Raw genomic sequence first — 13,313 nt, 5'->3', positions numbered from 1 at the left:
ACGCGATTAAACTTCTTTAAGTATATATGTACTATATTTAGATGCGTTCGCCCTGACCAATGGGCTGCCCTTGCCCCCGATGAATGCCAAACAACTTATCACAGCTTCAAGTTTCAAGTCCGCATTCTAACAACAGTTGAAAAGTGTGAATCAACTGATGCTTGGCGGCTGATTACTACTGAAAACTTTGAACCAACCATTATCGCTTACTGAATTACTGAAAGTTTTGCATCCCGCTCATAGCCTTAGTTAATTTAACTTTGAACGGTGACAAATATCTTTTAAAGCATCACTACAATCCCCAAGCAATTCGTCGTATTCTGAATGTATACCAATCCAAAAGTTGGAATTTTTGATAGAAGGATTTTGAATCTATTGACAAATTTTAGACAGAAGTCTGAGCGCCGGCTTCCGGCGATGGGAAGTTCGGTGAATTGGTATCTCTTTGACTACTTTTATTATTTTTCAATTGTTCTAAATAAACAGCAATGAAGATCTTAATTTTGCTACATTCTTGTTAAGAAAAGTTACAACAGTCTTAACACAAGGAAATATTTTTTATGGTAGTTTCACTTGAGAAGAATGTACCACATCAGGTTGTAATCATTGGTGGAGGCTTTGGTGGACTGTATACAGCAAAGACTCTGAAAAAAGCGAATGTAAATGTTACTCTCATCGATAAACGTAACTTTCATTTATTTCAGCCGCTTTTATATCAAGTTGCGACAGGTACGCTATCACCTGCTGATATCTCCTCACCATTAAGAGCTGTATTCAGGAAAAGCAAGAATACTCAAGTGTTCTTGGGAGAAGTAAATGATATCGATCCAGAAACCCAAGAAGTTATTCTGCGCGATCGAACAATACCCTACGATACATTAGTTGTTGCCACAGGTGCTAATCATTTCTATTATGGTCACGATAACTGGAGACCATTGGCTCCTGGCTTGAAAACTGTTGAAGATGCGGTAGAAATGCGTCGTCGGATATTTTCGGCATTTGAAGCAGCAGAAAAAGAAACCGATAGAGAACTACGTCGTGCTTGGTTGACCTTTATAATTGTCGGTGGTGGCCCAACAGGTGTAGAATTAGCCGGTGCGATCGCAGAGTTGGCACATAAAACTCTCAAAGAAGATTTCCGCAATATCGATACAAGAGAAACTAATATTTTGTTGTTGCAAGGAGGCGATCGCATCCTCCCCCACATGGTACCAAAGTTATCAGAAGTAGGAAAAGTATCCTTGCAAAAGTTGGGTGTGGTAGTGAAAACAAACACTAGGGTGACGAATATTGAAAACGATATCGTTACTTTCAAGCAAGACGATCGAGTTCAAGAAATTGCCTCAAAAACTATATTATGGGCAGCAGGTGTGAAAGGTTCCGCTATGGGGCAAGTTTTAGCAAACCGTACAGGTGTAGAGTGCGATCGCTCTGGACGTGTGATTGTAGAACCAGACTTGACGATTAAGGGTTATAAAAACATCTTTGTCATCGGAGATTTAGGCAACTTCTCTCATCAAGATGGAAAACCCTTACCTGGTGTTGCACCCGTAGCCAAACAACAAGGAGAGTATGTAGCGGCACTCATTAAAAAACGCTTATCTGGTCAAAAGCTACCACAATTTCGTTACAATGACGTAGGTAGTTTGGCGATGATTGGCAAAAATTTAGCTGTTGTAGATTTAAGCTTCATCAAACTCCAAGGTTTCCTTGCTTGGATATTTTGGTTAGTCGTTCATATCTACTTCTTAATCGAGTTCGACACTAAATTACTAGTAGTATTTCAGTGGGCATGGAATTATATCACTCGTAGTCGTCGCTCTAGATTGATTACAGGTCTAGAAGCTTTGTCAGATGCGAAAACTGTTAACAACAGCACTAATTTGGCAACTAAAATCGCTAACCCTCCCACTCAACCAACACCTCATTCAAAATTGCAATCTTACACTGCGGATATCGAGGCAGCAACTTCCTGGTTAACATCACCAAAACTGAATCATCATTAAGATAACCTTTGCTCACTCGTTATCGGGCAAGAATTCTTCAATCCCAGTGAAAGCGATTTTACCTCTTATAGTCAGTAGCGCAGTATCAGAGTTCTCACAGCTAAGTTCTGAAGGTCACGCCGCACTGCTAGAGGGTACTGCAACTATGCTGTGTGATTTGTCTACTTCTCGGTTTTTGAACTTCGCGAGGTGAATTGACTTAAGTAGGTGTACTGCTACCCCCATTCCGGTCACGCAGGTATTCCCAAATCCGCCGAATTTCTTCATCTTCATCAGCTTTGTAAACTTTGAGTTTTTCAATAAGGGACTTCCAGAAAATAAATTATGCAATTTTGAGAGCGAAGACAATGTAAGGATTCTTTCTCCCCCAGCTTCATGCATCGATGGAATATTTTTTTAGTTGGAAGTCCCTAGAAGCCGGGGACTGAAGAAACTTGCCAAGGATTTGGATGTGCCAGTGCTTGCTTTATCTCAGTTGAGCCGTGAAGTCGAACACCGCAACGATAAACGCCCTGTACTGAGCGATTTGCGGTCAAGTGGAGCCGTGGAAGAAGACAGCGATGTTGTGATTATGCTTTACCGTGAGGAGATGCACAATCCTGATACACCTGAGCGTGGCATTGCTGAGTTAATTATTCGTAAGCAACGCAATGGCCCAACTGGTACGGTCAAGCTTTTATTTGATGATCAGTTTACCTCCTTCAAGAATCTGTCTCGTGGTTGGGGGTTTTAAGGCTGGGGATTTATTTTTATGGATCTCCCTTTACCCTCAAACAGATGCTCGAATTTTTACGCCAAGCAGTAGACCCCAACTATGGGGTAGCCTGCGAAGTTTATTTACCGTCCGGCTGATTTTAGTTAGTTTTTGAGGCTTATTAATAACCTAAACTTATCATTATTCCAGAGCAATTAGCTTTTACACTTTTCTCTAAAAACGGTATCACACGCTACTAATTTTTGATGTTGGCAAAACTTTTCGGTCTACTGACCGTGTAAAATTTAGCTCTAATTCTTAGGCTTAATTTTTCGTTACATACTTATAAAATTTCTCCACACCTTACATACCACTTTGTCAATATTTAGATGCATTCGCCCTGGGATTCCGACCTCTCCCAACAAGCAGCCACTGAACTTTGAGTTAGGATTTCTACTCTAGAATTGGTTCAGGGATAGTTTCAATCAAACATTCTTGTTTATAAACAGACGCAATTTGCCGATAAACTTTTTGCTCATCCTCTGGTAATTTGGTTATTCTTTCTCGGAAAATAGACTTATATCGATCTATTTCCGTTTGTAAGTAATCAGGCGCTTTTTTTCCATAAAGCCTGACAAACATACGATAAGTATTGTAGTGGTCTTTATCAACATCATCTTTGTAAGAATTAATGTCATCAAATATGTCAGCCAGTACTTCCAGGGGCCACATGAGATCGAAGACATTTTTATGATATGGTTTTTTAGCTATTTCCAATAAAATTATGTGCAAAGTACGTGTATCAGAAGTTCGTAGTTCTACTGATTTAATAATATCTGAGTAGGTTACTAAGTTCTGGGACATTAAGTAATTTTCTAATTCGTAATATTCTCCCAATTTCTCTAACTCTTTTTCAATTGATAGCTGGTATAAGTTGCATTCTTTCAGCAAACTAATAATCTTAGAAAACCTCTGAATCCAAGGTTTTTCTTGCCGATCAAACAATTTTTCAGATTGACTCAATTCAACCGCTTCATCAGCTTGATATATTAAAGCTTCTACAAAACCTAAAACTGGATAAAAAGTAAAAAAATCCTTATGGGTTAACCCGTATACTGGGAAATAATAAGAAAGAATTGCATTTAGAACTCGTCTCGATTTGTACATACCCCAATAAGAAACACAGGGTTGCATGATAATACTGTTCATTTGGTTATTCATAATTTATTTACCCAGGAAAAGTTTGGACAATTTTTTCAGACAAAAGCTATTCTTACCTTACTGAAATCGGCTCATCAACAAAAAGACTCAACAGATGAATTGACACGCTTTAACTGCAAAACTTTTTTAATTGTATCTTTTACTGTTTTACTAGGTGTAGATGCGCCAGCAGTAATTCCTACCACAATTGAACCATCTGGCAACCAATTTTCAGTTACTGTTAAATCTTGATGTAGTAGTTTGTGTTCGATGCGATTATCTAAGCTAATTCGCTCGGCGGTATCGATATGATAAGCAGGAATACCTCGATTGAGTGCAATTTCGTACAAGTGAGTTGTATTGGAAGAATTAAAACCACCAATCACAATTATCAAATCTAGTTTTTCGTCTACTAATTTGAACATTGCGTCTTGACGTTCCTGGGTAGCTTCGCAGATGGTGTTAAAGCTAATAAAGTGCTGATTCAGCTTCAAAGGTCCATATTTTCTCATCATCGTGCGCTCAAATAGCTTACCAATCTGCTCAGTCTCTGTTTTAAGCATTGTGGTTTGATTGGCAATACCTAGCTGTTCTAAATCGGTATCAGGATTGAAGCCAAAAGAACAAGCTTTGTTGAATTTGGCTATAAATTCATCATGATTTCCACCGTTCAGGATGTAGTTGCAGACATACTCAGCTTCTGCCAAATTCAGCACTATTAAGTACTTGTTAGCAAATGAACTAGTGTTAATAGTTTCATCATGGTTATACTTGCCGTGGATGATTGAAGTAAAATTGCCTTTTTTGTGCTTTTTTACTGTATTCCATACCTTAGAAATCCAGGGGCAAGTCGTGTCTACAATTGTGCAACCTTTGTGATGAAAAAATTGCATTTCTTGTAAGCTAACACCAAAAGCTGGCAGAATTACTACGTCTTCCTTTGCTACAACTGATAAGTCTTTCTGGTTATTCTTTACAGGAATGAATTCCACTTGTATATCCAGTAGATTCTGATTTACTAAGGGATTGTGAATAATTTCATTGGTAATCCAAACCCGTTTGTCAGGAAAATGCTGGCGAGTTTCATAAGCCATAGTCACTGCTCGCTCTACACCCCAACAAAAGCTAAAAGCCTCTGCTAGCAGGATTGTAACTTCACCTTGTTGCAACATGAAGTTATTGTGACGGATTTGTTGAATAAAGCTGCTTTGATACTCTGACTGTAAGAAATTTGCAGCCTCGTCTTGCCGACCAAATCCTCTACGATGGTATGATTCAGAACTATGAAATGATTTTCTCAAGTTTTTAGTGTCCATAAATCTTTCTTGGGAAGATTACTTATGCTAATTTTGTTTGTTTGCCAGTGAGAAAGTAAGTTAAAATATCGTTCTAGCGTTTTGCTTTTTTATCAAAACAGAATAAAGACGTCAGTCGTCAGAATTCAGTTGGGTCAGCATTTTGTGTAATGAAAAAGTAAAAAAGCTTTGTATTCGATCCACAATTTGTAGACTGGTTAAGCCTAGTTGTGCCTTAGACTCATTTGGACTTGCATGTTCAACTAAGCGATCAGGTACTCCAATCTGCAACACTGGCACTACTACACCATGTTCTAACAATGCTTCTACGATCGCACTACCAAAGCCTCCCATCACACAACCCTCCTCTAGACTGACGACGCGAGGAATTTGTTTGACTAAAGGGACAATCAAATCAGTATCTAGAGGCTTAACAAAACGTGCATTCACTACAGTTGCTTCAATTCCATGCTCGCTCAAAATCTCAGCAGCTTGCATAGCTGAATAAACCATTGAGCCATAGGCCACCATCACTACATCGTCACCGTGTCGCAAAATTTCACTTTTACCAATAGGTAGAGGTTGCCACCCTTCTTCTATCAAGGGTAAGCCGTAGCCATTACCGCGCGGATACCGCATGGCAATCGGGCCATCTGTATATTGGATGCCAGTAGCTAGCATCTGCTGGAGTTCGACTTCATCTTTAGGAGCCATCAAAACTATATTAGGAAGGCAACGTAAATATGCAATATCGTACATTCCTTGATGAGTAGGGCCATCAGCACCGACAATTCCCGCTCTATCCATGCAGAAGAAAACAGGTAATTTTTGAATGCAAATATCGTGAACGATTTGGTCGTAAGCACGTTGCAAAAAACTAGAATAGATAGCGACAACAGGGCGCATTACCTCACAGGCTAGTCCAGCAGCAAGGGTGACTGCGTGTTGTTCGGCAATGCCGACATCAATGTACTGATGAGGTAGTTTGGCTTGTAGTTTATCTAACCCAGTCCCTGTTGCCATCGCTGCTGTAATACCAATAATATTGGAGTTTTTTTCGGCAAATTTTACCAAAGTGTCAGCAAATACTGTGGAATAAGCAAGGCCTTTCGGTTGACTGGAAGGTTTGACTTTACCGCTAACAAGGTCAAAGGGGCTTTGAGCATGGTAAGCTACTTGGTCTTTTTCCGCGATTTTATACCCTTTGCCCTTTATCGTTGCCACATGCACTAATACTGGCCCACTTATTTGATGTGCTTGTTCAAAAGTCGCAATCAATTCCTCCAAATTATGACCATCTATCGGTCCAATGTAAGTAAAGCCTAACTCCTCAAATACAGATCCTACTTTTGTCATCGTCAAAAACTTCATCCCATTTTTCAGGCTTTTTAGCTCTGAAGAAGGAGAATCACCAACCAAGGGTATTTGTTTAACTTGTTCTTTGAGATTCTCTTTTACTAACTGCATTGGTAGAGTCAAGCGTAATTTATTTAAATACCTAGAAATCGCACCTATATTTGGAGAAATAGACATTTCATTATCATTGAGAACCACTAGCAGGTTAGTATTTGGTAAGTGACCTGCATGGTTAATCGCTTCTAAAGCCATACCACCAGTCAAGGCACCATCGCCAATCACCGCTACTACCTTGAATTTCTCACCTTTGAAATCTCGCGCCAAAGCCATACCTAAAGCAGCAGAGATACTCGTGGAAGCATGTCCGGCTCCAAAATGGTCAAAAATGCTTTCACTACGCTTGAGATAACCTGCAATACCATCTTTTTGCCGCAGTGTGTGAAAGTTATTGTATCGTCCAGTAATTAATTTATGTGGATAAGCTTGGTGACCAACATCCCAAACAACTTTATCGCAATTTAGATCTAACGTTTGGTAAAGTGATAATGTTAGTTCTACCACACCCAATCCAGGGCCAAGATGACCACCATTAGTCGCTACAGTTTGTAAATGCTTTTCTCGAATTTGATAGGCAATTTGCTGTAATTCATTAATTGACAGCCCATGCAATTGATTGGGATGAATTATTTGACTTAAGTCCAGATAATTTCCATAAATCTTGTCTTCAAGAGTGCTTTTAGAGCGTTGCATATTTTAAAATCCTTACTTTCGTAATGTACTCAGCAATCCTATCTTTGGTAGTTGTCAATAAGCATATCCGCTGCTTTTTCGGCAATCATGATTATGGGAGCATTTGTGTTACCACCAATGATGTCAGGCATAATCGATCCATCAACAACGCGCAATCCTTCAACTCCGTAAACTTGAAGTTGCGAGTTAACAACTGACATTGAATCATTACCCATTTTGCAAGTACCAATAGGGTGGTATAAGGTTTCGACATTGTTGCGTATAAAGTCGCAAATCTCCTCTTCTGTTTGCACTGAGTAACCAGGTACTAATTCATCACCTCTAAATACATCAAATGCTGTCATTTTTGCTAGTTTACGAGAGAGGTACACACCTTCTAATAAAACTTGTAAATCAGCTTTATTTTCTAGGTAATTTGGCTGAATAACTGGTGGTTCAAAGGGATTATTGGAGCGTAAAGTAATACTTCCTCTACTTTGTGGACGTAAAAGAGTTGGCCCAAAAGTGAATGCATGTTTTTCAGGTTTTATCAATCCGTGATTAAATAAATAAAATGGAGCAAAATGAAATTGTAAATCGCTTACTTCTAAATTAGGTCTGGTTTTGATAAAACCTCCAGCTTCCGCTACGTTTGATGTCAGAGGCCCATTTTTAAAAATTAAATATTTCAATAAACTTGTAAGTTTGTTTGCATTAAGTAAAGTTATTAGTTTTGTACATTCATAGATGACGGGAACTAACAAATGGTCTTGTAAGTTTTGCCCAACACCAGGTAAATCGACTATCATTGGAATTTCCAAGGATTTAAGATGCTTGGCAGGCCCAATTCCTGATAGCATTAACAACTGAGGCGAGTTAATAGTTCCACAGCTTAAAATGACTTCACGGGCAATTTTTATATCTTTTGTTACATCATCTTGAATATAGGTTAAGCCTACAGCACGCGTTCCCTGAAAAAGTATGCGTTTAACATGAACGTTGGTTAAAACAGTTAGGTTTGAGCGATGCAAAATTGGCTTGAGATATGCAGCCGCAACACTATGGCGTTTACCATTTTTTTGCGTTACTTGATAGACTCCAAACCCTTCTTGTTGTTCTCCATTAAAGTCGTTGTTTTCACAAAATCCGGCTTCTAAACAGGCTTTGACAAATGTATGAGAAAGGGAATTAATGAAGCGTTGGTTTGTAATATTGAGAGGCCCACCCATACTGTGATATTCATTAGCACCTCTTTCTTGATTTTCTGCTTTTTTGAAGTAGGGAAGTACTTCTTTTGCACTCCATCCATCATTACCTAAATTATGCCAGCGATCGTAATCATGATAGTTACCACGAATATATATCATGGCATTAATCGAACTACAACCACCTAAAACTTTTCCACGGGGCCAATAAAGGCTACGATTATTTAAGTGAGGTTGTTTTTCTGTGTAGTAAGACCAATCGTACTCACTTTGAAACAGTGTGGAAAAACCAGTAGGAATATGGATTTCTTGCTTGTCGTCTGCTTTCCCTGCTTCCAGTAGCAAAACTTTGGTGTTTGAATCTTGCGTCAGACGGTTAGCTAAAACGCACCCTGCTGAACCTGCACCTACAATCACGTAGTCATAAGGAGAGTTACTAATGTAGTCGGTCTTCATAAGCTTTTGCACTTGAAAAAATTGTATTAGTTTTAGCTAATGCCATTTTGGATTTTGGATTGTATAAATTATAGATAAACTGAATTTCAACGAATTATGTACTGCAAACTTTTTTCTAATTAGTATAACTAGGAAGGATAAAGGAAAATTTATCAAACAGAATAAAGACGTCATACCAATTCACGAAAATCCTGATACAGATAGATTTTTCGTAGGGGTTTAGCAATGCTAAACCCTTTCCCTGTTCGTGCGAATACAGCGCAACTATAAGCCTTTCCCTTTTAGACTTCGATAGTTGACTTTCTCTCATTCAAATCAGAAACAAAGGAAGCCTGTTCGCCAAAAAGTTGCTTTACAGTTTGAGAAAATAATCGTTCAGCATCAAGCCATTCATTTTTCTTCGCATCCTTTAAGGCTGCTACAACAAGGTCAAGTTGCTGTTCTGTCAAGCAAAAATTAAGTTTTTTTAAGCGTTGAGCGATCGCAGCTCGACCACTATGTTTGCCGAGTACAATCTGAATACCTTCTGCTCCTACCATCTCTGGACGAAAAGGTAAGTAAGTATCAAGATTTTTCAAAATCCCGTCTTGGTGAATTCCGGCTTCAGTTGCAAATATGTTTGAACCAACTACAGCCTTGTTGGGTGCAATGGGAATACTGGTTTTTTCGGCAACCAACTTACTTAAAGAAACCAACTGCTTAGGGTCGATGCCAACAGCTCTTTGGTACTGCTCCTGATTCAATAACAGAGCTATAACCACTTCTTCCAGTGCAGTATTCCCAGCCCGTTCCCCAATTCCATTGACAGCACATTGCACAATCTGAACGCCTTCTTCAAGGGCAGCAAGTGTATTGCTGGTTGCAAGACCGAGGTCATTGTGGAAATGAACTGCCATAAAGGCTCGAGCGATATTTGGGACGTGGTTGAGAATATAGCGGATTGTGATTCGGGTTTTTTCAGGAGTCAAAATGCCTACTGTATCAGGGAAACCGATGGTAGTAGCACCAGCTTCAATCGCTGCTTGGTAAATCTCGCACAGATAGTTCAACTCGGTTCGACTAGCATCTTCCGGGCTAAAAGCAATAATCTCAAACTTCTGTCGGGCATAGTGGATGGCGTTAACAATCATCTCCAGCAATTGCGCCTTAGATTTACGCAACTTATATTCTCGATGAATTGGGCTGGTAGCTACAAAAATGCTCACTGCTCTTTTGTACGGCTCAGCTTCAGCTAATGCCTCGTATGCCTTATCAATGTCACTATCCAATGCTCGACATAAGGCTGAAATTACTGGCCCCTTCACTTCTTTGACGATGCCTTGAATAGCTTCAATCTCACTAGAAGCACAGGCAGGGAAGCCAGCATCTAAAGAGTGTATTCCTGCTTTTGCCAGAGCTTTGGCAATTTCCACCTTTTCTTCAGGAGTCAAGCTGGCTCCTGGCATTTGCTCCCCGTCTCTGAGCGTTGTATCGCTAAAATACACGTCCTTTAAGTTGTTGTTGTCTGCAACCATAATTAATCCTTCAATATTTAACCAACTTTGGGGGTTTAAGTCCCCTGCTTCTAGAAGCAGCGTGTATTGTGTCGGGGTTTAAATCCCCGTCACAAAACGTAATTGCGAATTGCGAATTGCGAATTGTTTTAATGTGTACTCAGTATTCCTTGCTGTTTGGTGTAGCGCTCGGTTATTTGAAACAGCAGCATACCAAGAGCAAAATAAGCTACGCCGTTAATTACAGCCCAGACGAACTGAAGCGGATGGAAAGCTTCACTTCTCACCATCATGGCACGCAACATTGCCATGCCTGATGTCATTGGTAATAGCTGTCCTAAAACTTGAGGTAAACCTCTCCAGGTTTCCACTGGTGCTGTAAGTAAAAACAAGAGTGAGAACTCGAATATGCTTGTTATCCGATGGATACGCTTAAATAACAAGGCTAAAGCACCCATACCAAAGCCCAGACCAATTGCACCCATCACAACTGTGCATAAGGGGAGTAGCAAGCTGGGGGAAAATTGGATTTGACTTTTGGTGATAGCTAGAATAGTCAACAATACACCAAAAATAAGAACCAAGTTCAAAGTCATATTTGCAAAGGCTCGCACTAAATATATTGTTGAAGCGCCGAATGGTGAGAGGAAAATCTGCTCAAGAATTCCGGTCTGAGCTTCGTTTTGAATTGTTCTAGGAAAATCTCCAACAGTTAATGCAACTAAAGCCCAAAGCACATATCCCACAACTAAAGAGTCTAGTCGATCGCCGAAGGAGAAGCTTGTTCCTGCCACATAATGTATACCTAAGATTAGCCCATAAAAAAGTGCTGTCAGGATGACAATAACTGCAATCACCTCACTAGGATAGTACCTAAACATCAGCCAAGTTCGTTTGCATTCAGTGAGAAATAGTTTAAACATATCTTTTGCCTCGCGTAATTTTCAAGAATATTTGTGTGAGGTCAGCTTGCTCTTTTTCTACTTTGATAATTGGTAGGGGTTTGAGTTTTTCTAAAAGACTATAAAGCCTTTCTAAATCTTGTATATAAATGTCTTGGTTGGATTGGACAACTGCACCTAAAACTTCAAGCGCTCTAATCTGTGTTAACTCTAATGCTCGTTCGATTTTAATTGTGTAACCTGAACGAGAAAATTGTTGAATTATTTTAGAAGTGGGTTGCTCAGTAATAATTTTTCCTTGATGAATAATAACCACTCGGTTTGAAAGTTCTTCAGCTACATCAAGTTGATGGGTAGTAAGAAGGATAGCGTAGCCCTCCTGAACAAGTTCGCTGACTAAAGTTTTTATGTTCTCAGAAGCTTCTACATCTAATCCTAAAGTCGGTTCATCTAAAAGCAAAAGTTTTGGTTGATGAATTAAAGCCACCGCAATAGCAAGTTTCTGCTGCATCCCTCGGGAAAGGTGTTGAACTTGGGTTCTAGCTTTTGCTAATAAATCGAATCGTTCTAGAAGTTCTATTGCATTATTGCGGACTGCTCTACGATTAAGCCCCTTTAGCATACCGAAGTACTCTAGATTCTGAATAGGAGTAAAGTTCCAATAAAGGTTACGATTTCCCTCAAGTACTACGCCTAACTCTTTAAAAGCTTGCTGATTTTCATGAGGGTTGAAACCAGCGATTTGCACCCATCCTTTATCAGGTTTAACCAATCCCGCAATCATTTTGATGGTGGTTGTTTTTCCAGCCCCGTTAGATCCAAGGAAAGCTACTACTTCTCCAGGAGCTATATTTAAACAAACATCGTCTACTGCTCTCAAGGTTTTACCCCTATAGTTGAAAGACTTACTTAGCCCGCTGACTTCAAGTACTTTCATATAACTTCCTCCTCAGTACGGTATCTAGTACACTACGGCGTAAATAAACAGACCATTCAAAATGGCGCCAAAGCCGAAAATACAATTCTTTTGAATGCGTGACTTTTGACTTACAAGGGCAGCGGTACTAGGAGGTTGTAAAACTGATGATTTTTGCCAAATGTCATGTCTCGTCAATACTCTCAAACACATTGAAATCTTGTTTTGTGGCGATGGGCATTTTTAGCTTGCTAAATCTGCCCTCTGTCCGTCGCAGCACAATGTTTTTATTTAGAAATTCTGAGTTCAAAGCCCAAGCTTCCCGGCCCAGTCTCTGGTGCTGCGATCACAGCATACTCTGTAAGTCCAGCTACTTTCAGCATATCTTCAACTTCTTGAGGCGTGTACTTCTCTTCTAAATTAGAGGGTACAACGCCAATTTCTTGACGAAGACGATTAAATTCTGCTAGCACTTCCGGCCCTGGGTTCCGGCGAATATCATGAATAATTGCAACTCCACTAGGCTTAAGGATACGATATATTTCCTGAAAAGCTCTGACAGGATTAGCCCAATGATGTATTGTAGAACGGCTAATTACTAAATCGGCATAATTATCAGGAAATGGCATATTATGAACATCTGCATTTATAATCTCGATCCGATTTTCAAGCCCATTCTGCTTCACAACTTTGCGAGCCTCATCAACCATATCCTGGAAATAATCTGTCCCGATTAGGGATAAAGCATCTAGTTCTGGGTTAGCTGCGGCTTTAATTAATATCTGAGCAGTGCCAGTTCCTACATCTACTAATGTTTTGAGACCACCACCTTGCTGATAATATTCTTCTAGTAAGTTTTGCAGAATGAAGTCATCATAAATACTTACAAAACTTTTGGTGTATTCGTCATACTTTTCTGATGAATATTTTACTGGTAAATTTTCTCTCATGCTTTGTTGTCCTTTTATCATCTGTATAATATATGTCGGTAAATTACTTGCTATCTGTCATTAGCAAGAGGGAAAAAATAGGGTTATTCGCTCCTTGCTAATGACAAAATT

General features: G+C 39.5%; 9 protein-coding genes and 2 pseudogenes. 3 read left to right on the top strand and 8 right to left on the bottom strand.

Annotated features, from left to right (window positions below; all coding sequences use genetic code 11):
- From RMY63_RS27135 to RMY63_RS27125, 3 genes and pseudogenes are all read left to right on the top strand, one after another.
- A pseudogene (locus RMY63_RS27135) lies at positions 1-213 on the top strand (hypothetical protein); the annotation flags it as partial.
- A 347-nt stretch (positions 214-560) separates the two neighbouring features.
- The gene (locus tag RMY63_RS27130) at positions 561-2,006 is read left to right on the top strand and encodes an NAD(P)/FAD-dependent oxidoreductase (protein WP_322731670.1); all 1,446 of its coding nucleotides are present in this window, start codon (positions 561-563) and stop codon (positions 2,004-2,006) included.
- 415 nt (positions 2,007-2,421) lie between these two features.
- Positions 2,422-2,739, top strand: a pseudogene (locus tag RMY63_RS27125) (replicative DNA helicase); the annotation flags it as partial.
- A 414-nt stretch (positions 2,740-3,153) separates the two neighbouring features.
- Here the strand turns inward: RMY63_RS27125 and RMY63_RS27120 are convergent.
- The 8 genes from RMY63_RS27120 to RMY63_RS27085 form a co-directional block, all read right to left on the bottom strand.
- Positions 3,154-3,921, bottom strand: a complete 768-nt coding sequence (locus RMY63_RS27120; protein WP_322731668.1) for a hypothetical protein — start codon at positions 3,919-3,921, stop codon at positions 3,154-3,156.
- A gap of 74 nt (positions 3,922-3,995) precedes the next feature.
- Entirely contained in the window at positions 3,996-5,216 is a 1,221-nt protein-coding gene (locus RMY63_RS27115; RefSeq protein ID WP_322731667.1) for a 4-hydroxy-3-methylbut-2-enyl diphosphate reductase, read from the bottom strand.
- A gap of 111 nt (positions 5,217-5,327) precedes the next feature.
- A complete protein-coding gene (gene dxs / locus RMY63_RS27110; RefSeq protein WP_322731672.1) occupies positions 5,328-7,253 on the bottom strand; it encodes a 1-deoxy-D-xylulose-5-phosphate synthase in 1,926 nt (641 codons plus the stop codon).
- Positions 7,254-7,339: 86 nt separating this feature from the next.
- Positions 7,340-8,941, bottom strand: a complete 1,602-nt coding sequence (locus RMY63_RS27105) for a choline dehydrogenase (protein ID WP_322731666.1) — start codon at positions 8,939-8,941, stop codon at positions 7,340-7,342.
- Between the two features lie 281 nt (positions 8,942-9,222).
- The gene (locus tag RMY63_RS27100) at positions 9,223-10,455 is read right to left on the bottom strand and encodes a 2-isopropylmalate synthase (protein ID WP_322731665.1); all 1,233 of its coding nucleotides are present in this window, start codon (positions 10,453-10,455) and stop codon (positions 9,223-9,225) included.
- Positions 10,456-10,583: 128 nt separating this feature from the next.
- Complete coding sequence (locus RMY63_RS27095) at positions 10,584-11,357, bottom strand: ABC transporter permease (RefSeq protein ID WP_322731664.1); 774 nt, start codon at positions 11,355-11,357, stop codon at positions 10,584-10,586.
- Positions 11,350-12,273, bottom strand: coding sequence for an ABC transporter ATP-binding protein (locus tag RMY63_RS27090; protein WP_322731663.1), 924 nt, complete (start codon positions 12,271-12,273; stop codon positions 11,350-11,352). Before RMY63_RS27090 ends, RMY63_RS27095 begins: the two co-directional genes overlap by 8 nt.
- Before the next feature lie 266 nt (positions 12,274-12,539).
- Positions 12,540-13,202: a class I SAM-dependent methyltransferase gene (locus RMY63_RS27085; RefSeq protein WP_322731662.1), complete on the bottom strand. Its 663-nt coding sequence runs from the start codon at positions 13,200-13,202 to the stop codon at positions 12,540-12,542.
- Between the last annotated feature and the right edge of the window lie 111 nt (positions 13,203-13,313).

The organism is Nostoc sp. ChiQUE01b, assembly GCF_034531255.1.
Taxonomy (GTDB): domain Bacteria; phylum Cyanobacteriota; class Cyanobacteriia; order Cyanobacteriales; family Nostocaceae; genus Nostoc.
This window is presented reverse-complemented; position numbering and strand designations above follow the sequence as displayed.